At 37.6% G+C, this 19,503-nt stretch carries 25 protein-coding genes; 7 read left to right on the top strand and 18 right to left on the bottom strand.

Features of this window, described 5'->3' with window-relative positions; all coding sequences use genetic code 11:
• The first annotated feature begins 8 nt into the window (after positions 1 to 8).
• Positions 9 to 701, top strand: a complete 693-nt coding sequence (locus A9Y75_RS00320) for a DevA family ABC transporter ATP-binding protein (protein WP_071187151.1) — start codon at positions 9 to 11, stop codon at positions 699 to 701.
• Positions 702 to 1,231: 530 nt separating this feature from the next.
• Here the strand turns inward: A9Y75_RS00320 and A9Y75_RS00310 are convergent.
• The 9 genes from A9Y75_RS00310 to A9Y75_RS00270 form a co-directional block, all read right to left on the bottom strand.
• Positions 1,232 to 2,014: a glucosamine-6-phosphate deaminase gene (locus tag A9Y75_RS00310; protein WP_071187146.1), complete on the bottom strand. Its 783-nt coding sequence runs from the start codon at positions 2,012 to 2,014 to the stop codon at positions 1,232 to 1,234.
• Between the two features lie 154 nt (positions 2,015 to 2,168).
• Complete coding sequence (locus A9Y75_RS00305; RefSeq protein WP_071187144.1) at positions 2,169 to 2,471, bottom strand: hypothetical protein; 303 nt, start codon at positions 2,469 to 2,471, stop codon at positions 2,169 to 2,171.
• Positions 2,472 to 2,634: 163 nt separating this feature from the next.
• A complete protein-coding gene (locus tag A9Y75_RS00300) occupies positions 2,635 to 3,072 on the bottom strand; it encodes an NADAR family protein (RefSeq protein ID WP_071188768.1) in 438 nt (145 codons plus the stop codon).
• Positions 3,073 to 3,266: 194 nt separating this feature from the next.
• Positions 3,267 to 3,602: a DUF6464 family protein gene (locus A9Y75_RS00295; RefSeq protein WP_071188767.1), complete on the bottom strand. Its 336-nt coding sequence runs from the start codon at positions 3,600 to 3,602 to the stop codon at positions 3,267 to 3,269.
• 277 nt (positions 3,603 to 3,879) lie between these two features.
• Positions 3,880 to 5,235 (bottom strand): OB-fold nucleic acid binding domain-containing protein, encoded by a 1,356-nt coding sequence (locus tag A9Y75_RS00290; protein ID WP_071187142.1) that lies wholly within the window; start codon positions 5,233 to 5,235, stop codon positions 3,880 to 3,882.
• 132 nt (positions 5,236 to 5,367) lie between these two features.
• The gene (locus A9Y75_RS00285; RefSeq protein WP_071187140.1) at positions 5,368 to 5,580 is read right to left on the bottom strand and encodes a type II toxin-antitoxin system HicA family toxin; all 213 of its coding nucleotides are present in this window, start codon (positions 5,578 to 5,580) and stop codon (positions 5,368 to 5,370) included.
• The gene (locus A9Y75_RS00280) at positions 5,577 to 5,822 is read right to left on the bottom strand and encodes a type II toxin-antitoxin system HicB family antitoxin (RefSeq protein WP_071187138.1); all 246 of its coding nucleotides are present in this window, start codon (positions 5,820 to 5,822) and stop codon (positions 5,577 to 5,579) included. Before A9Y75_RS00280 ends, A9Y75_RS00285 begins: the two co-directional genes overlap by 4 nt.
• A gap of 66 nt (positions 5,823 to 5,888) precedes the next feature.
• Entirely contained in the window at positions 5,889 to 6,161 is a 273-nt protein-coding gene (locus tag A9Y75_RS29190; protein ID WP_269086269.1) for a putative toxin-antitoxin system toxin component, PIN family, read from the bottom strand.
• 139 nt (positions 6,162 to 6,300) lie between these two features.
• A complete protein-coding gene (locus A9Y75_RS00270; RefSeq protein WP_071187136.1) occupies positions 6,301 to 6,519 on the bottom strand; it encodes a hypothetical protein in 219 nt (72 codons plus the stop codon).
• A gap of 188 nt (positions 6,520 to 6,707) precedes the next feature.
• Between A9Y75_RS00270 and A9Y75_RS00265 the strand changes: the two genes are divergently transcribed.
• Positions 6,708 to 6,935, top strand: a complete 228-nt coding sequence (locus A9Y75_RS00265; protein ID WP_071187134.1) for an addiction module protein — start codon at positions 6,708 to 6,710, stop codon at positions 6,933 to 6,935.
• Positions 6,932 to 7,231, top strand: a complete 300-nt coding sequence (locus A9Y75_RS00260) for a type II toxin-antitoxin system RelE/ParE family toxin (protein WP_071187132.1) — start codon at positions 6,932 to 6,934, stop codon at positions 7,229 to 7,231. Before A9Y75_RS00265 ends, A9Y75_RS00260 begins: the two co-directional genes overlap by 4 nt.
• Positions 7,232 to 7,256: 25 nt before the next feature.
• Here the strand turns inward: A9Y75_RS00260 and A9Y75_RS00255 are convergent, their stop codons facing one another.
• Both A9Y75_RS00255 and A9Y75_RS00250 read right to left on the bottom strand, forming a co-directional pair.
• Positions 7,257 to 7,487: an element excision factor XisH family protein gene (locus A9Y75_RS00255; protein ID WP_071187130.1), complete on the bottom strand. Its 231-nt coding sequence runs from the start codon at positions 7,485 to 7,487 to the stop codon at positions 7,257 to 7,259.
• A gap of 1 nt (position 7,488) precedes the next feature.
• The gene (locus A9Y75_RS00250; protein ID WP_071187128.1) at positions 7,489 to 8,352 is read right to left on the bottom strand and encodes a hypothetical protein; all 864 of its coding nucleotides are present in this window, start codon (positions 8,350 to 8,352) and stop codon (positions 7,489 to 7,491) included.
• 175 nt (positions 8,353 to 8,527) lie between these two features.
• Here A9Y75_RS00250 and gatA point away from each other — a divergent pair, with 175 nt between their 5' ends.
• Both gatA and A9Y75_RS00240 read left to right on the top strand, forming a co-directional pair.
• Positions 8,528 to 9,994: an Asp-tRNA(Asn)/Glu-tRNA(Gln) amidotransferase subunit GatA gene (gene gatA / locus A9Y75_RS00245; protein ID WP_071187125.1), complete on the top strand. Its 1,467-nt coding sequence runs from the start codon at positions 8,528 to 8,530 to the stop codon at positions 9,992 to 9,994.
• Positions 9,995 to 10,433: 439 nt separating this feature from the next.
• A complete protein-coding gene (locus A9Y75_RS00240) occupies positions 10,434 to 11,516 on the top strand; it encodes a helix-turn-helix domain-containing protein (protein WP_071187123.1) in 1,083 nt (360 codons plus the stop codon).
• Positions 11,517 to 11,584: 68 nt separating this feature from the next.
• On the opposite strand, the gene A9Y75_RS00235 is transcribed toward A9Y75_RS00240, so the two are convergent.
• The 5 genes from A9Y75_RS00235 to A9Y75_RS00215 form a co-directional block, all read right to left on the bottom strand.
• The gene (locus tag A9Y75_RS00235; RefSeq protein WP_071187121.1) at positions 11,585 to 12,292 is read right to left on the bottom strand and encodes a response regulator transcription factor NblR; all 708 of its coding nucleotides are present in this window, start codon (positions 12,290 to 12,292) and stop codon (positions 11,585 to 11,587) included.
• 131 nt (positions 12,293 to 12,423) lie between these two features.
• A complete protein-coding gene (locus A9Y75_RS00230; protein WP_071187119.1) occupies positions 12,424 to 13,080 on the bottom strand; it encodes a response regulator transcription factor in 657 nt (218 codons plus the stop codon).
• A 114-nt stretch (positions 13,081 to 13,194) separates the two neighbouring features.
• The gene (locus tag A9Y75_RS00225) at positions 13,195 to 13,638 is read right to left on the bottom strand and encodes a type II toxin-antitoxin system VapC family toxin (RefSeq protein WP_071187117.1); all 444 of its coding nucleotides are present in this window, start codon (positions 13,636 to 13,638) and stop codon (positions 13,195 to 13,197) included.
• The gene (locus tag A9Y75_RS00220; protein ID WP_071187115.1) at positions 13,635 to 13,871 is read right to left on the bottom strand and encodes a type II toxin-antitoxin system Phd/YefM family antitoxin; all 237 of its coding nucleotides are present in this window, start codon (positions 13,869 to 13,871) and stop codon (positions 13,635 to 13,637) included. Before A9Y75_RS00220 ends, A9Y75_RS00225 begins: the two co-directional genes overlap by 4 nt.
• A 188-nt stretch (positions 13,872 to 14,059) precedes the next feature.
• Entirely contained in the window at positions 14,060 to 14,566 is a 507-nt protein-coding gene (locus A9Y75_RS00215) for a hypothetical protein (RefSeq protein ID WP_071187112.1), read from the bottom strand.
• Positions 14,567 to 14,796: 230 nt separating this feature from the next.
• Between A9Y75_RS00215 and A9Y75_RS00210 the strand changes: the two genes are divergently transcribed.
• Together A9Y75_RS00210 and A9Y75_RS00205 are read left to right on the top strand one after the other, a co-directional pair.
• Positions 14,797 to 15,159: a hypothetical protein gene (locus A9Y75_RS00210; RefSeq protein WP_071187110.1), complete on the top strand. Its 363-nt coding sequence runs from the start codon at positions 14,797 to 14,799 to the stop codon at positions 15,157 to 15,159.
• 4 nt (positions 15,160 to 15,163) lie between these two features.
• A complete protein-coding gene (locus tag A9Y75_RS00205) occupies positions 15,164 to 17,134 on the top strand; it encodes a CHASE2 domain-containing protein (protein WP_071187107.1) in 1,971 nt (656 codons plus the stop codon).
• Between the two features lie 3 nt (positions 17,135 to 17,137).
• Here A9Y75_RS00205 and A9Y75_RS00200 read toward each other — a convergent pair whose 3' ends face one another.
• Both A9Y75_RS00200 and A9Y75_RS00195 read right to left on the bottom strand, forming a co-directional pair.
• Positions 17,138 to 18,055 carry an NAD(+) kinase gene (locus A9Y75_RS00200; protein WP_071187105.1) on the bottom strand — a complete coding sequence of 306 codons (918 nt, stop codon included), beginning with the start codon at positions 18,053 to 18,055 and terminating at the stop codon, positions 17,138 to 17,140.
• 336 nt (positions 18,056 to 18,391) lie between these two features.
• Positions 18,392 to 19,390 (bottom strand): SDR family oxidoreductase, encoded by a 999-nt coding sequence (locus tag A9Y75_RS00195; RefSeq protein ID WP_071187103.1) that lies wholly within the window; start codon positions 19,388 to 19,390, stop codon positions 18,392 to 18,394.
• Positions 19,391 to 19,503 lie beyond the last annotated feature (113 nt).

Genomic DNA, 19,503 nt, shown 5'->3' with positions numbered 1-19,503 from the left:
GATTAAAAATGTTGCAATCAAAATTTCTTTTAGAAATCTCAAACCTTAATCAATACTTTGGTAGAATCACATTACGTAACCAGATTTTATTTGATATTAATTTGACAATTAGTTCTGGGGAAATTGTGATTATGACAGGTCCTTCTGGTTCGGGTAAAACAACTTTATTAAGTTTAATAGGAGCTTTGCGTTCTGTTCAAGAGGGAAGTCTCAAGTTTATTGGACAGGAATTATTGGGAGCCAGCAATAACAAGTTAGTGGAAGTGCGTCGCCAAATTGGCTATATTTTTCAGGCTCACAATTTACTAGATTTTTTGACGGCTAGACAAAATGTACAAATGTCACTGGAACTACAACAAAATATTTCTGAATGGGAAGCTCGTAAACAATCAGAAGCTATGCTTCATGCTGTGAAATTGGAAAATCGAGTTAATTACTACCCATCTGATCTTTCTGGAGGACAAAAACAACGTGTAGCTATTGCTCGTGCTTTAGTTAGTCATCCCAAATTAGTCTTAGCTGATGAACCTACTGCGGCTTTAGATAGTAAATCAGGCAGAGATGTTGTTAACCTTATGCAAGAACTAGCTAAGGAGCAGAGTTGTGCTATTTTAATTGTCACTCATGATTACCGAATTCTAGATATTGCTGACCGCATTATTCATATGGAAGATGGTCGGCTAATTAAACAAGTTTCATAACCTTAAATATTAAATATTTAAAAAGCAGATAATACAAGCTTTTTAGAAATTTTTAATAGTTGGTTGATTTACGCCCTTGTGTACTAGGTAAAAGCTTGATTATCTATCAAGGTATTTCTCTAGGGTAAAATTATATCTGCTTTAAGTATGAGGCGATGATTTTCTTGGTCAGGGAGAATAGAGACAATATCAGCAGTGTTCTTTTGTTTGCGTATTAACAAAGCAAACTTCAATTCAGGCATTTATGTAGGGTGTGTTGATTATGGTGCAAGATTTGATGGTTTGTCTACAGGAAGCAACTTTATACTTTATATTTAAAAGGTCTTGGATTCCTAAACATCCTGATGAATGTTTTGTAAATCCTCCCTGTGGCTGTGCTAATCCTGGACAAGAACTTAAATGTGAAGAATGTTCCTATCTGGAATCCTGCTTGTCTGCTTGTAAGCTCAATAATAACTTGACTAAAAATTCAAAATAGAAAGTTAAATTAAGAACAAAGCCATATAACAAGAAAGTTTCAACCCTATTTCCTATTCTCTGCTGTATAACAAGTTAGCAGAATTTACATCTAAAAATAAGGTGGCTTGAGCTTGTTTACGCAAAATAGAAGCCGGACAATTTGTGGTAATAGACCCATGTAATATCTCTTTTACTATTTTTGCTTTGCGTGTATTTGATGCTAGACAGATGATTTTCTTAGCTGCACAAATCATGGGAATAGTAACAGTAAATGCGTATTGGGGGACGGCTTCTAAATTGGGAAACTGTCCTGTATTTACTTGTTGGAGACGGTTCACCCTATCAAGTTTTACCAGTTTAACTTTAGCTGGATCTTGAAAATTGGCTACTGCTGGGTCATTAAAAGCCAAGTGTCCATTTTCACCAACACCAAGACAGCATAAGTCAATTGGTTGAGCTTGCAGAAGTTTTGTGTAGCGATCGCATTCTGCTATAGGTTCTAATGTATCACCCTCTATGTAGTAAAATTCTTTAGGAAAAACCCGCTGCTCGACACGCTCCCGCAAATAACGCCGGAAACTAGCAGCATGATCAGCTGTAATTCCCAAATATTCATCTAAATGGAATAAGGTCGTTCTTGACCAATCTATTCCACCTAAGGCGGTTAAAGCATCGAGAAATTTAAGTTGAGAGTTTCCTGTAGCTAATAATACAGCAACTGTATCCTGTTGCTGAAGTAGTTCCTGTAAATACTGGTGTGTGATTTTGGCAACATCTTGCGCCATTTCTGCTTCAGAGTTGTAAATCTGCACTAGGAGATCATCGACACGAAAAGATTCTGTAGCGACTGGCATTTACTTATACAAAAGGTAATTCATTCCTCAGCATTCAGTTGTTAGCCTCATAGTTTTTATTCTAACTCATGAAGCTAAAAGAAATTAGGACAAAACCCTATCCTAGACCTATTAATCATGAGTGATAACTTTTTCTTGTTACCCTCTCATTTTGTCATTTATTAATGGGAGTTTTGCTTTGCCATACTTGTTCAAATTCGGTTTTGGAAATTTCAAATTCTTCGATATTTCCATCATCTATTTTTTTATCGCATAGCATCCCATGATTATCGGCAAAATGGCTACTATCATAGAATAATACGTTGCCATTTTCATAAACTTCTATTTGTCTACGGGCATACAAATCACCACCAATTTCCATAAAGTAGGTACTAGTACCCCAAGCATCATAGTCACCGCCAAGAGTGACATCCCAGAACCATTTGTAATATTTCTTGACTTTTTGTAATGTAGACATAGTATTTATACTCCTAATACTGGGATTGTGACTTTAAATTTTATGATTTACCCAACAACCTATTACATACCTATTTTACAAATTAACTACGGCAAAGATTGACAGGAATAATATTATTATACTTGATCCTACTTGAAAATTAGCAATGTTTCTAGAGTAGGTATTAGCTATTGCGTAGTAGCTCTCTTATTTCCATTAAAATTATGCCCAGCATATTCTTACCACTACCATCAGATCCACATCCCCAATAATAGTCTATGGGCGAATTTTCAACTAGTTCTTGATTGCCTGTAGAAAGGAGAATTTCTCGAATATCCGAGTGGCTGGAAAATTTACATAGCAATGCTTTACGCATGATATCGTCTTTCACTTGTTCCCAATCTGAACGCAGGGGACGATTTCTTTGTCTGCCCATTCTTGCTGCATCCTTTGGTGTTTTGACGAGGCGAATTTGTTCGCTATGGTGTGTACCAATAAATTTTTGTGCTTGAAAGTAATGTTCGCTGGTAGTCCAATATAAATCATCTAGGGTAAAGCCGTGTGGTGAGAAGTTAGAAAAACAACCATATTCCTCACGAGTGCTATAAAAGTAGATTGTCATCAAATTCATACATTACCTGTCAATTTGGAATTGAGAATATATAAATTAGCAGCGAGAAAACTTGTGCTAATTTAGTCGTAATTATGCAAAATTTTGATGTTTTAAGCTCGTTTTTGACTATGAGTACATAACTGCATAAATCAACTAACCATTAGAAATTCCTCAAAAGCTTGTGTCATCTGCTTTTTTAATTTTTAATTTTCAATTTTTAATTCTGAGAAAGCGGTAATACCTAATTCTTTGGGTTCATAGTAATGACAGTCTTTACAGGGACCGCTAGGATTGACAGCACAACGGATGTAACCAGAGCGAGCATTAAATTGGCAACTAATATCGCCTACTAAATAGCCTACACCTTCTAGATAGTAGCGATCGCTCTCAACAGGTGTAATGGGGGGTTGCATCTGTGAATAGTTTAAAGCTATTTGTCTTGTGCGTGCGCGTGTCCGCTTCTTGGTTATGCAAATCACCCACAAGGACAACAGGGACGGTAAGAATCCAATGCTAATCAACAAAAGTGTCCTTAACACCTTCATATTTACCTCAATTTTACTCTGATTGATATTTTTCTCAATTTAACTAGCATAACTGTTACATCCTCGGAGATGACAATTTTTGATGACAAATTGTGAATTACTAATTAACCCAAGTCGCTAATACCTCTTTCTCGGAATTAAAAATTGAAAATTTAAAAAAGCAGATGAAACAAGTCTTTTGGAAGATTTTCAGCTAAGTTCTTCCTCTTTCCCCGCGTCCTCAAATCCCCGCGTCCCCGCGTCTTCTCCTTCTTCTAACTAGCAGCTTACGTTAATTATCTGTCAATTGCTTGACGTGAGCATTAAATCTAGCGTTTTGTAGGACTTGCTTGGTTGTGGCTGAATCTTGTACCCAAAACTGCTTTCCGAATCGCACGAGTTGACGATTGTTTCCTGCTTGAATAATGCCAATTACTGGTACTTTGGCTTTATCTTTATCTCCTGATTGTTCCTTTAAAATTGATCGCAGTCGATGCTGGATTTCAATAGTACCTGCTTCCTGTGGATTTAATTCAACCATTACCATCTGGACTTTTTCCACTGGTTCTGCATCTTCAACTATAAATTGAGTTTGTTCATCGCGTCGGTCTACTTTACCCCAAATTATTAATCTGTCCTCAACTTTCAGTACTGAGCTAACACGTTCATAATTTTTGGGGAAGACAATTGCTTCTGATGATGCGGTTAAATCTTCTATTTGTAAAATCGCCATTGGATCACCTTTTTTAGTCACCACTTTTTTGACATTATTGAGTATGACAACGGCACAAAGCATTATATTATCTTTTTGTTCCCCAAGCTGGGCTAGGTTAATTGGTGCAAGCAGTGATGAGGATTGCTTAATGTCTTTGAGTGGGTGAGCAGATACATAAAAGCCTAATAGTTCTTTTTCTAATCGCAACTTTTCTTGTTGTGGAAAATCATGAGTTGGTTCGGCTTTGGGAGCAGATTCAAAAGCATTATTAGCTTTTTGTTGATTATTATTAGTTGCAAATCCGCCCCCCATTAAATCAAATAGATTTCCCTGTCCACTGGCTCTATCTTTAGCACGAGATTGCGCCCAATCATAGACTAATTCTAAATCTCTAATTAATTGTTGGCGGTTAGATTCAATTTTGTCAAAGGCTCCACAGTGAATCAGTGATTCCAACGTCCGACGGTTTACAGCACGTAAATCTATGCGATCGCAAAAATCGCCCAGGGATTTAAATTCTCCACCTTCTGCTCTCGCTTCTAAAATCCCTGCGATCGCATTTTGTCCCACGTTACGCACTGCGGAAAATCCAAATAAAATCTTCTTTTCTGCTGGTGTAAAATCCAAACCAGAGCGATTGATATCTGGTGGATCTATCTGAATACCCATACTCATGCAGTTGTTTAGATATTTCTGCACTTTGTCGGTGTCACCACTGTTAGCTGTTAACAGCGCCGCCATATATTCTAGCGGGTAATTGGCTTTTAAGTATGAAGTTTGATAAGTTACGTAAGCGTAGGCAGTAGAGTGGGATTTATTGAAGCAATTAGAGGCGATTAAACCATTTTTGATGGCAAAATTATGGTCACGCTCCACCCCAATGTCATAGACATTTTCTTTGCCAACGTAATTCCGTGTAATTATTTTAACCATATTACTTAGCTTTTGAAAATTTGTTTATTTACTGATGTCAGGTTAACAATTATGATTTCTATTATACTAACTGACTGAATCGGGTGAAGAAAACTTTACAAACAAAGATTTATCCCATTAAATAATAACTTGTTATGCCTCTTCAAACTCAGACCATTCAATTCCTAGTTGTTTGATAGCTGCTCGTAATGTTCCTAGTTTTAAATCGCGACCACTCCAATCAGGAATTACAGTTGATTTCTGAGTAATTGGATTAAACCACTTCCTATGTGAACCTCCACCACGTCTGGGGATTTCTTCACATCCAAGCCTAGATAATTTCTTAGCAACTTCTCTATAGTTCATCTGATGGAGATAATTGTTTCTATCAAAGCTGGTGAGGTTTGGTCTACAGATTGTAGGTTGTGAGGAAGTTCTTTACCTAAATCTTCATACATTTCCAGAACTGCTTCAAAGGCATCTTTTACATTGGCTAAAACCTCATCCATAGAATCGCCTTCAGTGATTAATTCTGGTAATAGTGGAGAAGTTACGGTGAAACCTCCTTCGGGTTGAGGTGTAAGTAGTAGTGGAATTTTGTAGAACATAAAAATTTTGTTATTGTTGAGTTTATTATATTTTAGGTCAAGGTTAGAATGAGCGATCGCATTTTATTATAAATCTGAGAAAGCTTCTAAAAATTGCGTTGCGGTAATAATATCAACTCCTCGAAAAGGATGCAGTTCTAATAAATCTTTATCTCCTGTTATTATATAAGTTGCATTACCATTAATAGCAACCTCTAAAAATTTGTCATCTTTTGGATCTCTACACTCTTTGATAATCTGCTCCATTTTAATTTGTTCTGCTTCTAGTTTTAATTTAGCTAAGAATTGAGTCCGAATACTGACAGAAATATATTTATCGAATTTTGAGCGATTGAGAATTTCTTGTAATTCTTAAAAAGTCGAGTCTGAAAATAAAATTATTCCTAAGCTTTTGGCTTTTTTGAATGCCACATCTGGAACAGATGACTGAATCAAGACGGCACTAACCAAAATGTTTGTATCAATAACAAAACGTAATTCATCCATTTTCAAGAATATCATCTAAAAATTCTTGAGTTAAACCCTTATTTTTCGCTTGTTCTTGCATTTCTGCAATGATTTCATCTAGGGATTTTTCTTGAATAATTAACTTGAGTAAATCGTTAACAATAGTTTGGATTTTTTGCTGTTTTTGTGGTTCTGCTTCTTGATAAGCTTTGGCAACTTCAGCATCAACTTGAATAGCAATTGTTTCCATATTTTGATAGTCAATAAATTACATTTGTTTAATTATAGCATTCAATACTCAAAGCACGATAAACGAGTATGTAGCGTAGCGAGTTACATAACAGCATAACCGTATGTTGCCTGATATCAGTATAACCACAACATTCAAAACATCCAATGTTATAAGATAGATAAAAGCTCACCACTCACTATCTACTCATGAGTCTCCATCCCCTCTTGAAAGTTGACATTTCTGAACTCAGCATTGCAGAACGCATCCAACTTGCTGAAGATTTATGGGACAGCATCTTAGAACAGCAAGATGAACTTCCCTTGAGTCAAGCACAACAACAAGAATTAGATCGGCGGTTAGAAAATTACCAAAAAAACCCTACAAATGGTTCTAGTTGGGAAGACGTTAAGAAACGGTTAGGCTTCTCCCAATGAACTATAACCTGATTATTCAGCCAGAAGCAGAATATGATATCCAGAATGCTTTTGAGTGGTACGAATCCCAAAATCCAGGTTTAGGTTCGGAATTTGTTCGTGCTGTTGATGCTTGTCTGTCTGGAATTGGAAGACAACCCCTTGCTTACCAAGTTATCTACAAACAGGTAAGAAGAGTATTAATCCGTCGATTCCCTTATGTAATTCTCTACGTTTTTGACCAAGATACTGTTTTTGTATTTGCTTGCTTCCATGCGAAACGCGATCCAAAACAGTGGTTAGATAGAATTGAATAAAATTTCTTTTTGTTCCTGAAGCACCTTATCTCACAGCATATCCCGTATATTGCCTAACATTTTGCGTATGAAAACCTAAAACAATACTTTTAATTTCTACGGCAATTTTTTTAGTTCCTTTTCCTGCTGCTAAAAGTTTTTTTTCTCCTAAATCTACATACATATCTTTTTGACTCCATTTTAAATGTAAGGGGTCATTTGTAATTATCCAGCCTTCTTTAATTAATTTAATGATTGTCACAAGAGCAGCTATCATGCTAGATTTTTGAAGTTGAAGAAGGTAAAGGTTTTGCTAGATTTCTAACACGCTCATAAATCTTTTCATATTTTTTAAATATTTCTCTATCTGAAACAATTTCAATGCTCTTAAGTTTACGATTTTCATGCAAATGGAATATAGCTAAACGCATATCATCAATGAGTATGAACCCAAAATTAAGGGGTTTTTCACAAATTGGAGGAGTTGATTCATACAGTTTATTTATTTCAACATATGAAACACCTATTCCATACTTTTGATGATATTCAATGATCTGACTTAAATTTTGTAATTCGCTCAAATCATCAATTACAAATATACGATTTACATCAGCATATTCAGTATCAATTTTACTTTTTAGTGGAGATAGAAGTCTTCTAGTATGTTCTTGCGTCCATTCGTCTGGATTTATATAACTAAAAGCATAAAACTTATTATCTAAGTCGTACATCAATTTTTTCCAAATACTATATAACTGTTCAGCAGGAAAACTTAGTGTGCCATAATGTACGAGATTAATCAATTTACAAGCGGATTCAATTTCATTTGAAAGACGATCAACTCTCCCACTTAATTTCAACACTTCTTCACTTAATTTAAGTTCATTAACATTCTTTTTACTGCTTATAACAAGCCATATAACAACTGTTGAAGCCGTCAAAGAAATGAAAAATACTGCAAATGTAAGTAATTGAACACTTGGATTATTTGAAGTTATTCCGACTAAAACCGATCCAGTTGCAAAAACTAAAAGGATTCCAAATATAAACAAATATTCTGGTTGGACTTTTAGCCCTATAGCAATTTCTCGAAATATGTCATATGTGCCTTTCTTTTCTGAATTATTTGTATTTGTAGGCATTTCTCTAGATAAACTCCTAAATGGATATAATTTTCATAGTCATTGTAACCTTTTACTCATACTGAGTCTAGCATTTACGTTTATTCAAAAGGATTATAGCGTTCAGACGAAAATTCCCCAATCCCCAGTCCTGTAAATGCTAAAATCAATGACTTGATTAATAAAGAGAAAAATTATGGCATCCATCCGCGAGTTGCACGAACAGCTAGTAAAAAAAGAACGTTCTGCCGTTGAAATTACCCAAGAAGCCCTAGATCGCATTCAAGCATTAGAACCAAAACTGCACAGTTTCTTAACTGTCACGGCACAACAGGCTTTAGATCAGGCTCGTGCTGTGGATGCAAAAATCGCTGCTGGGGAAGAAATCGGTATCTTAGCAGGGATTCCCATTGGTGTAAAAGATAATATGTGTACCAAAGGAATTCGTACTACCTGCGCTTCTAAAATTCTAGAAAACTTTATCCCACCCTATGAATCCACAGTAACCCAAAAACTCGCTGATGCCGGAGCAGTAACGGTTGGTAAAACCAACTTAGATGAGTTTGCTATGGGTAGTTCCACAGAAAACTCCGCTTATCAAACTACCGCTAACCCTTGGGATATTTCCAGAGTTCCCGGTGGTTCTTCCGGTGGTTCTGCTGCTGCGGTTGCTGCGGAAGAATGTGTGGTATCACTCGGTTCTGATACTGGTGGTTCAATTCGTCAACCGGCTTCTTTTTGCGGTGTGGTGGGGATGAAACCGACTTATGGGTTAGTTTCCCGTTATGGTTTAGTGGCTTATGCTTCGTCTTTGGATCAAATTGGACCTTTTGCGCGGACAGTTGAAGATGCGGCCATATTGTTGAGTGCGATCGCAGGATATGATGCCCAAGACTCCACCAGCTTAAAAGTCGAAATTCCCGATTATGCAGCCAGCTTAACACCAGACTTGAAAGGAAAAAAATTAAAAATCGGTGTAATTAAAGAAACTTTCGGTGAAGGTTTAGATTCTGAAGTAGAAGCATCTGTGAAGGGTGCGATCGCACAACTAGAAAGTTTAGGCGCAGAAATTCACTATATTTCCTGTCCTCGCTTCCGTTATGGCGTACCCAGCTACTATATCATCGCCCCATCTGAAGCATCCGCGAATTTAGCTCGTTACGACGGCGTTAAATACGGTTTGCGTTCCCCAGACGCAGACAATTTACTTTCCATGTACACCCGTACACGCTCCACCGGATTTGGTGCAGAAGTCAAACGCCGGATTATGATTGGTACTTATGCTCTGAGCGCCGGTTATTACGACGCATATTATTTACAAGCCCAAAAAGTCCGCACATTAATTAAAGAAGACTTTGAAACAGCTTTTGCACAAGTTGATGTTTTAGTCTCTCCTACTGCTCCCACCACAGCATTTCAAGCCGGCGAAAAAATCACCGATCCCTTGAGTATGTATTTAAATGACTTGATGACAATTCCCGTCAATCTTGCTGGTTTACCAGGTATCAGCATCCCTTGTGGTTTTGATAGCAAAGGTCTACCCATTGGATTACAGTTAATTGGTAAAGTCCTCAGAGAAGACCAATTATTACAAGTAGCCTATGCTTATGAGCAATCAACTAATTGGCATCTTCAAAAAGCAACAATAGCTGAATTGGTGTAAGTTGTCAGTGGTCGGTGGTCAATTAGAACATACCTATGGCACACTACCCATAAGCGGTTATACTAAAAACGGCTAATATCTGGACTTTACAGTATTGGATAAATCAGAGAGCGAAAACTTGAACAAAAACTCTGCGTACCTTTGCGTTTACCTCAGTGAGCCTCTGCGTTTAAAAGTAAAGTTCCCAGCCGTCTTTAGTATATACAAGCAAAACCCCCGCAGGTGGATTTAGTTTGTGTAGCCGCTCTTTCAGTCGTCTGGCATTTTTATTTGCCATTTTGTGGATGAATATTTGCAGCAACAGCCTATTATTTAATTATGAGTCTTTGCTCTTGGGAGCAGAAAATGATACCTAATAATCCGGATGAGTCAGCTAGTTCCAGAAGAACTGACACAGATAAAACCATTTTTGGCTCTAGGACAGGGAGATACTTAGATCATGACTATGGCATCTGCTTACTTATTCAAGATTCCTGGCAATCCTACTATTCAAATTAGTCAAGATGAATTGCGATCGCTTCTAACTAACATAGAAGCTGAACTACATCGTAGTCAAGTTTATACTCGTGCTGTCACTAACTTGCAAAAGTTGCTTGGTTCATCAGATGAACAAGCCAAACTTTTATTTAAAGCTGTAGGCAGAGAAGCAATTAGTTTAGCATTTAAGCAATTCGCACGACAGCATCATCTAGATGCAAATATCAATTCACCTACAGATAATACTGAGTCACCCAATGTAGATATAGAACAATCTAGCAACTTGCCTCAAAGTAGCAAAAATATTAAAAAATTAGCCTCAAAATCCGAATTGGTAAATACTACCCAAGAAAATTTACCATCAAAACCTCAATCTCATGTAGTAGAAAATACAGGACAAGAAACTCATCGCCAAAAGCACAATCCCATCAAGTGGTTTTGGCCACATCAAAAACAGGGAAAAGTTAGATTAGCTGATCAAATAGCCGCAGAAAAGCGGCTGGAAAGTCTACGTCAAATTGGTCAACAACTCAAGCAAGCCAGGGAGTCACAAGGTCTGACTCTGCAAAAACTGCATATTTATACCCATATATCAATTCATCAGATGGAAGCGGTGGAAAATGCAAATTTCGATTTATTGCCAGAGGATGTCCTGATTCGTGGTTTTATCCGTGTTATGGGCAATGCTTTGGGGATAAATGGTATAATTTTAGCTGCTTTCTTACCTATGCCTAATCAGGCTAAATCAGTTTTGCCCTCTTGGTATCACGTCAAAAATTCTGTTGGGCTATTGGATATAGAAATCCGTCCCTTTCATTTGTATATGGGATATACAGCCCTTGTCGCTGGTGCTGTGGGGGGATTATCATTCATGACTCAGCAATCACAAAATAAATCTGTATTAAATTCAGAAATAATTATTCCCACTACTTCATTACTATGTCAGTCAACTCAAAAAACTGAAGCAAATGTTAAGCCCGGTATCAAGTCTAGTAGTACTGGTGTCTGTGTGGGATCTGATATTTCTCCACCAGAGGCATTTTAACCATAGCTGTCCTCAGTCTAATTAATACCAAGAACGCAAAGTGATGGAGACAGATAGAAAACTGTAAATCAGGATTCTCTTAACACATATCCCACACCCCGCACCGTTTGAATAAGACGCTTGAGACCATCTTCTTCAATTTTTAACCGCAAGTAGCGAATGTATACTTCAATCACATTCGATTCACCCATAAAGTCATAACCCCAAACATTTTCTAAAATTTGTTCGCGGGTTAATACTTCACGAGGATGTTCCATTAAGAACTTTAATAGTTCAAATTCCTTCATTGTCAAGTCAATCGCTCTACCATTGTGGATAGCGCGACGGGTTCCTATATCTAAAACCAGATCGCCAAAGCGTAATTGCTCTGTAGTATCAACATCAGGTTTAAGATAGAGGCGAATCAACTTCAGAAAATCTTCTGCACGATATGGTTTGAGAATGTAATCATCAGCACCAGCTTCTAGACAAGCTACACGGTCATCAACCGTATCCCTAGCCATTAAAACTAGCACGGGGGAACAGTTACCCATGCTGCGGAGATTTTTACACAAGGAGAGTCCTGATTCTCCTGGCAGCATTCTGTCTACAACAATTAAAGCAGGTTGGCGATGGTTATTACCGGCGGAGTTATCGCGGCAGTGTTGTAAACCGCTGTTTGCATCGTGAGCTAAAATGGCATCATAGCCAGCTTCTTGTAAATCAAAAGCCAGCTGATTAGCTAGACTTTCATCGGGTTCAATCACTAGAACACAGGGACTGTGAGCAAGTATCATATTAATTAGTAATTGGTAATTGGTAATTGGTAATTAATTGGTAATATGAGTTATAACCTGTTACCCTCTTACTGATATTTCACACAATACTAACTCAAGTTACTAATTTTCCGGTTGTAACTCAATCAAAACTATAATAATTTTTGCCCAAGTGCTGTCATACATAGAGCAACACGGGTATTGATGTCTTTTTGCTTAACTTCATCAACACCCAATTTCACTTTTAGATGTTGGATATGATTCTGCACAGCCCTGAGTGATATGTAAAGATGTTCAGCGATCGCTTGATCTGTTAAGGATTCATGACACAACAGCCTGAGAACTTCCAACTCTTTATCATTCAAGTTTAATTCTTGACGTAATTCTCTAGGCAGTTTCAATTCTCCATTCAGCGCACTTTCAACCCCTTCTAAAAAATATCTGCGTCGTTCCATTTTATTTACCACCACAAATCCACCGCAGTGATGATTAATAGATTTAACAAGTTTTATCATCCAGGCTGGTTCACTGCTATAGATGAGGATATTTAAATAGGAATAAGTATTAAAAATTAACTCTAATAATTCTAAAGAAGATTTAGCTGACTGAGAACCAGAAGGTAAAGCAAATTGTAAATCAAGGACTATTAAATCTGGTGTTTCTATTTTTAGACGTTGTATTGCTTCTTGGGGAGTAGAAGCGATGACACAAATAGCAGAAGAGTCGAATTTTCTCAAAAAATCACAATTGTTTTGGGCTACTTCTGGATGATCTTCTACAACAAGAAACCGGAGTGGCTTGGCGTTCATGTCCTGGGTAATGATTATATACGTACAGTTTACATTAAGTACGTATATTTTATCAAAAGAGCGATAGCGAAGCGCTCCGCAGAAATCGCAAACCGCGACCTAGTAATCGCATATCTAAATAAAATTGACATTGGAATTTAATAAAAGAATATCTATCCCTAAAATAGTAGCAGATTGAGCTAATTTATCATCTGCTGTCACCAGAGAAAAATTATTAATGCTACATACAGCTAAATGCAAAGCATCCAAAGTTCTTAAAGGCAGATCAAATCTGGATATCCAATCTCTAGCTAAACGGTAATGTTGATTTTCCAATAAAACAAGACGATATAAACCTTCATTAAGGTGATTTTCAAACAATTCTGTAATCCGTCTAGCGTCATTTTGGGAAACTTCACCCATTCTTACCCTACGAGATAAAGCAGAAAACAATTCCACCTCAACTAATTGACTAATTATTGGTTTATCTTCTTGTTTTTGTAATAGTTGTTCCACAACATCACTTAATTTTTCAGGCACGTAATAAGGAACAATGACACTAGTATCTAAATAAATCAATATCTGTCGTTCTCTCTTTCTTCTAATATCGTGGTACTCATTGCACTTCCTTTTAAAACTATGGATTTTCTAAAAGAGTTTAAACTAGGAAATACTTTATTTGCCTGTTGAGGAGGAAGAAGACGAGCAATTTCTTTGCCTTCTTTCATCAAAACAAATTGCTCACCTTTAGCGACTTGTTCTAGAAGTTTATATAAATCTTTAGTAGCTTCTTCAATTGTAATCTGAGTCATAAGTTTCTCAATATTTTACAAATGTATTCTAATCATATAACAAAAATAGATGTTTTGTAAATAGATTTGGGAAACTAGATCCCCGACTTCTCAAAGAAGTCGGGGATCTGAAAATCATCGTTTTATCAAAAGAGCGATCGCCCAAAATCATCCTGTTCTCAAAAGAGCGATCGCCTTTGCAAGAATCACTACCGACTTACACGAAAGTCAATACCCCGATTTGGATAGCGGTTGTAAAACTCCTCTCTAGAAATCGGAATCAACTCGCCGCCCCCCACAGTTTTGACAAAATCGAGGCTGTTTATATAATGTCTGTAAGACTGACCATCACGGTGACTAAACACCAATGCGCCTGGTTCTCCAGAGGGTGCATATGAATTAACTGAACCATTGCATGGGATATCCGCAACGATAGGATTCGCACTGACAATGTTGTTAAACACTTTGGAACTGACAGCCCGTTGTACTGGAACTTTTTTCCAAAGACTACGGAATCCTGGGCAACCGAGCGCGTAAGATTGCTTTACATCTTCAAAAACTGCAATTGCTGGCTGTCCTTTATATTCAACAATATAATCAGGGACACCATTACCAGCATAAGCAACTGAGGCTGATAAAATACCAAGAGCGGATACGCCTGCTGCTAAACAAGCATGGAAAACAAAATTTGGCTTTATGTTAATTAACAATTTCATACGCTTTTTTTCAAAAATACTGTGAATTACTAAGTTGTTAGTTTTAGAAAGCTTTCTCTAAAATCAACCTTTCACCGATAGTATTTTTACCCACCAAAAAAATCAATGTGTATCCCCGCAGAAAAATGTGCGAACTCCCGCAAATAAAATTGCGAACATACGAACCCATCTAAAAACCCAAATCTGATAAGTGTGAGAACATCATTTCTCCACCTGTTCAGACTGCAATTATGAAATTCCCTATCCAAAAACTGCATATCATCCTCACCACAGCGTCCTTACTGTGGGGACTAAGTTCACCTGCTTTAGCTCAACAAATTTGGTCAGGAACAGGCAAAATTGTCAGTGGTGCTGGTGAAGGTGGCACAGTTGGGTTAAAATTGGAGATAACAGACAACAACGTGCAGTTTCTCTCTGGACCTTCAAAAAATGAACCACCATTTCAGCTAAATAACACTACAGATATCAATGGAACTGTAGAGACAAAAGCTGGAACTTGGCAATTTTTCCAAACAGGGAAAGAATTAGGAATCAGCTTGTCTCAAAATAATCCCTATCGAATTATTCGTTATCGTTTATTTCTTAAACCGTAACCAAATGTTGTGGAGAAAAGGTTCGCAAATTAAATTTCTCAGTTTAGGAATCAGTTGCAGTGTATTCTACAATTTCATTTTTTCTCAAATTCCTGTAGTTCAAAAATTGGAATTACAACTTCAAGATACTTTCCTGAGATTGAACCAGCTAAAAACTCCACCTCCAGAAATCATTTTAGTAAAAATTCAACCAAAGGATTTAGCCAATCAAAAGCTATCTTTAGGCAGATTATTCTATGCAGATTTAGTAGAGCATCTTTTAGAAGCAGGTGCTTCCGTCGTCGTTTTGAACCTCCACAATGACTGGGAAGAATCACCAGAACTTGAGTACCCCATCAAAATAAATGAAATAATCAATAAACCTCTAAAAAATCTCGTAAAAAATCATCATAAGCAAATTGTTTTAGTCACGCGCACAAATTCAATTACTAATTCCAAAAAACCAAAATTTTTTATCTACAATCATCTTATTCCTTTTGATAGCGAACGACTTCAACCTTTAATACTTCCTGAGACTATTCAGGGTTTTTTTGAGTACGAACCCGAAGCGGAAGCACCCACCCATTTAAGTAGCACTGCGCGGAGTTCTCATTTAGTGAGTCAGTTCTTTCTCTCAGAAAAAATTGACCAAATACAAACTTTTAAATCTGTGACCCTTCTAGCTTTAGAAAAGTGGGAAAAGCAACAGCAAAAAGTTAATCATTCCTCACGATTTGCGAAAATTACAACTCCCATAAAAATCAAATTTTGGGGGAAGTCGGGAACTTTTCCTTTTTTAGAATTAACATCTATTTGTCAACCTAATAAAGACAAAAAATGTCTAGTTGCCTCTCCTCACAAACTCTCTCAACAAGTCCGCAAAAAGGTTGTTTTTATTGGTTTTGTAGAAGCGAACAACATACAAACAATGTCCATGCTGTCACCGAACGGTGACAGCATGGCCGGCGTAGAAATTCAGGCTAATATTATGGCCAGTTTAATGACAGATTCATTTTTACAAATTCCCAGCCATTGGGTTGAGTTAATAATTGTTATTTTGGGGGGATTTTTAATCAGTACGGGTATTTATAATTATCAAAATTGGCATTTATTATTCATGGTTTTTGCAATATTTAGCGGGTACTTGGGACTGTGTTTAGTTATCTGGAAATATAAATGGATATTATTGATTATTCAACCTTTATTCGTGTGGACAATTACAGGAATATCTATTTTTATCTATTTTATTTTTGGACAACAAAAAGAGGTTATTACACTACAAAACTATCAAATTACCCAACTAAAAGCCGCTGAACAAGAAGCTATTCTTTCACGCACCCGCAAAATCCTCAATCGTATTGCGGCTGATATTCATGATGGGGCTTTACAAGAATTAAAATTGGTAATGGACAAAATTGAATTAGAATCTGATTTAGATATAGATTTAATTTTAGATAAGTTGACAGCTTTAGGGCAGGAAATTAGAGATAAATTGAGCAGTATTCGAGATTTAAGTGAGAAAATTGCAGTTAATCCCATACTTCAAAAAGGGTTAGATATAGGAATAAAAACCACATTAGAAGAATTAGTGATTTCTGAAAAATTAACTTTGAAAGTAATTACAGAAATTCAGCCTCTTCAAGAACCAGAATTAAACAGTATTTGGATTGAACACAGAGAGGAAGTTTACCGCTTTTTCCGTGAAGCATTGAATAATGTGATCCAACACGCTCAACCACCTCACGGTACGGCTACCCAAGTATTTGTTAGTTTAGAGCAAAAGGGAGATAAATGTACTTTAGTAATAGCAAATGATGGAGCTATTTTAGCATCTACTTATAGATCCAAAAAAGGCGGCTATGGTACTAAGATTATGGATACTATAGCCGATGAACTTCTCAATGGTAAATGGGAAATATCAACTTTACCTAATGGAGAAGTGCGAGTTACACTAAATTGGCGTTTACCCCCCAAGATTACACTAACTAACTCATAACAATTAAGGCAATTCTACTGACGTGGGTTTGGCAATATGTGGCAGACCCCAACCTAATTTTTCCCGTAAAATCCGGAAAAACTCTGGTGATTGTAGACGAATAAACCTAGCAGTGTATGGCGATCGCTCTAAATATACTCGATCCTCTGGTAAAACATAGCAGCCTCCATTCCCATCTACCACCATCACCATCCGGGGGACATTAACCGGATAGATGTTGACTGGTTCGCTATCGGGAAACACCAAAGCCCTCGAAGCCAGGGAATGAGGACAAATCGGTACTAACTGCAACACAGGTACACCAGGAGTAACCACTGGACCACCAGCGCTTAAGGAATAAGCTGTTGAACCTGTTGGTGTGGAGACAATCACTCCATCAGCCGCAATATCAACTGCTGCATGACGACCAATTTTGATTTCAAAATGGCACATTGAGGTTAATGGTTCTCGATGCAGCACCATTTCATTTAAACAAAGGGCTTCCCATAATACCGAATCTCCTCGCAGAACTTTGACGGTGAGCATGACTCGTTCTTCAATTTCATACTTACCTAACATCACCTGTTCCATTGCTTGGGGTAATTGGTTAAGGTAAGATTCCGTCAAAAATCCCATATGACCAGTATTCACCGTCAGGAGTGGGATACCACAGGGCGCGACTTGACGCGATGCAGCTAAAACAGTGCCATCTCCCCCTAACACTACTGCAAACTCCATGTCTGAGTCGAAACCAGGGGGTGTTAGACCTTCTATGGGGGTGTGGCATACGGGGCTATGTGGATTACAGTAGCCCAATATACCACCGATACTCGTTGTTACACACACATCCCAACCAGCTGCGGTTAGCTGGTCTTTCAGTTCGATAGCGACACGACTCGCTATCGGTTTAATGTCGTTGTAGATAATGCCTGCTTTCGGCACACTCAAATATCCAAGTTTAGGCGATGCTTGACTTTTTTTTGACTTTTCTCCGGTCTAGTGACGCGAAGATTCTAAAATCATGTGTAAAAATAGGTTAAAACCTGATTTTTTTCACTTTCTGCCCCTAATTCCTACCTGAAAGTGCTGCATAGTTTCAGCAGAATTTTCGCGATGGTAGAGGAGTTTCACCTTGGCGTTTTAATTTTACCAGATTTTTGACAGCATCTAAGTAGAAAGGTGTTTTGCAACCATCCCAATCCCCGGAGGAGCGGGATGAACGCTTCAATCACTGTAATAGTTACACATTTTTGACTAATGTCGTCATCAATCTTCAATTTATTGACTATTGACTTTTGAAGATTGTTTAAAAGGGGTCTTTTTATTTTTCTGCTTTTTAATTTTAGTTTTCTCGTAATCTAACTCTTTCAGCTTTTTCATAATTCGGCTGAAGTACTCTTGCAGATAGGTTTCTACGGTAGCAGTTTGTTGTTTGTCTAAGCCAAATACTGTATATACTTCATCCATTGAGGCATTGAGGGGGGAACCACTAGCTAAGACTTCGGTAAAAGCTAGTCTGTCAGCAACATTCCATCCCCACTGAAAGCATCGCAGCAAACGCTGTACAGTACGCAGTAAGCCAATGGGCATTCTTGTGACTCTGGCATCTTTTCCAGATAAGCGTTCGCAAATGCTAATAATTTCTTCTGCACTCCAAGCACGAGTACCAACTACGGGGAAGGATTGCTTGCGGGTTTCTGGCACACTCAAGGCACGGATAGCAAATTTAGCAACATCCTGAGTATCCATATAGGCAACTGGAGAAGATGCTCCTGTCACCCACACAGGCTGGTTTTCTAAAATAGGTATGCCATATTGACCTATTAAGCCTTGCATAAAGCCAGCTAAACGTAAAATGGTGTAGTTTAAGCCGGATTCAGTTAAGTATAGTTCTGTACATCGCTTAATTTCCATGAGCGGTACATTGGGATACTTCTCGGCATCCAAAATCGAAAAGAAGATAAATTGCTCAACGTTAGCAGCCTTCGCAGCTTGAATTAATGCTACTTTGCCATCCCAGTCCACTTGCTTAATGGTTAGTGAGTCTGTGGGGCGAGATGTGGAGGCATCAATGACTGCGGTTACACCTTCTAATGCTCCCTCTAAGGTTTGGGGATAACACAAGTCACCTTTTACAAGTTCTGCACCCCATTCTTTTAGAAAAGCAGCTTTCTTGGTACTGCGAACTAAACAGCGCACTTTATACCCCTCATCGATTGCACGACGAGCCACTTGTCTTCCTAAGGTGCCAGTGGCACCGACGATTAATAATGTCATGGGGTCTTTATAAATTTTAATGTTTTATGAAAAGAATCTTAACAGAATTATCTTATGTAAATAAAAATTTACATTAATTTTCAGAAAAAGGAATTGGGGATTAGGGGCAGGGA

The sequence above is a fragment of the Trichormus sp. NMC-1 genome (genome assembly GCF_001858025.1).
Lineage (GTDB): Bacteria > Cyanobacteriota > Cyanobacteriia > Cyanobacteriales > Nostocaceae > Anabaena.
This window is presented reverse-complemented; position numbering and strand designations above follow the sequence as displayed.

Coding starts and splice junctions, on each gene's coding strand:
- A9Y75_RS00310 (WP_071187146.1), bottom strand. CDS start 2,014: ATGCCAGTCGCTACAGAATCTTTTCGTGTCGATGATCTCCTAGTGCAG.
- A9Y75_RS00260 (WP_071187132.1), top strand. CDS start 6,932: ATGAACTATAACCTGATTATTCAGCCAGAAGCAGAATATGATATCCAG.
- A9Y75_RS00255 (WP_071187130.1), bottom strand. CDS start 7,487: ATGATAGCTGCTCTTGTGACAATCATTAAATTAATTAAAGAAGGCTGG.
- A9Y75_RS00205 (WP_071187107.1), top strand. CDS start 15,164: ATGTTGTGGAGAAAAGGTTCGCAAATTAAATTTCTCAGTTTAGGAATC.
- A9Y75_RS00195 (WP_071187103.1), bottom strand. CDS start 19,390: ATGACATTATTAATCGTCGGTGCCACTGGCACCTTAGGAAGACAAGTG.
- A9Y75_RS00280 (WP_071187138.1), bottom strand. CDS start 5,822: ATGTTCTACAAAATTCCACTACTACTTACACCTCAACCCGAAGGAGGT.
- A9Y75_RS00270 (WP_071187136.1), bottom strand. CDS start 6,519: ATGGAAACAATTGCTATTCAAGTTGATGCTGAAGTTGCCAAAGCTTAT.
- A9Y75_RS00235 (WP_071187121.1), bottom strand. CDS start 12,292: ATGATACTTGCTCACAGTCCCTGTGTTCTAGTGATTGAACCCGATGAA.
- A9Y75_RS00290 (WP_071187142.1), bottom strand. CDS start 5,235: ATGGTTAAAATAATTACACGGAATTACGTTGGCAAAGAAAATGTCTAT.
- A9Y75_RS00240 (WP_071187123.1), top strand. CDS start 10,434: ATGACTATGGCATCTGCTTACTTATTCAAGATTCCTGGCAATCCTACT.
- A9Y75_RS00265 (WP_071187134.1), top strand. CDS start 6,708: ATGAGTCTCCATCCCCTCTTGAAAGTTGACATTTCTGAACTCAGCATT.
- A9Y75_RS00305 (WP_071187144.1), bottom strand. CDS start 2,471: ATGTCTACATTACAAAAAGTCAAGAAATATTACAAATGGTTCTGGGAT.
- A9Y75_RS00230 (WP_071187119.1), bottom strand. CDS start 13,080: ATGAACGCCAAGCCACTCCGGTTTCTTGTTGTAGAAGATCATCCAGAA.
- A9Y75_RS00215 (WP_071187112.1), bottom strand. CDS start 14,566: ATGAAATTGTTAATTAACATAAAGCCAAATTTTGTTTTCCATGCTTGT.
- A9Y75_RS00300 (WP_071188768.1), bottom strand. CDS start 3,072: ATGACAATCTACTTTTATAGCACTCGTGAGGAATATGGTTGTTTTTCT.
- A9Y75_RS00285 (WP_071187140.1), bottom strand. CDS start 5,580: ATGAACTATAGAGAAGTTGCTAAGAAATTATCTAGGCTTGGATGTGAA.
- gatA (WP_071187125.1), top strand. CDS start 8,528: ATGGCATCCATCCGCGAGTTGCACGAACAGCTAGTAAAAAAAGAACGT.
- A9Y75_RS00250 (WP_071187128.1), bottom strand. CDS start 8,352: ATGCCTACAAATACAAATAATTCAGAAAAGAAAGGCACATATGACATA.
- A9Y75_RS00210 (WP_071187110.1), top strand. CDS start 14,797: ATGAAATTCCCTATCCAAAAACTGCATATCATCCTCACCACAGCGTCC.
- A9Y75_RS00220 (WP_071187115.1), bottom strand. CDS start 13,871: ATGACTCAGATTACAATTGAAGAAGCTACTAAAGATTTATATAAACTT.
- A9Y75_RS00320 (WP_071187151.1), top strand. CDS start 9: ATGTTGCAATCAAAATTTCTTTTAGAAATCTCAAACCTTAATCAATAC.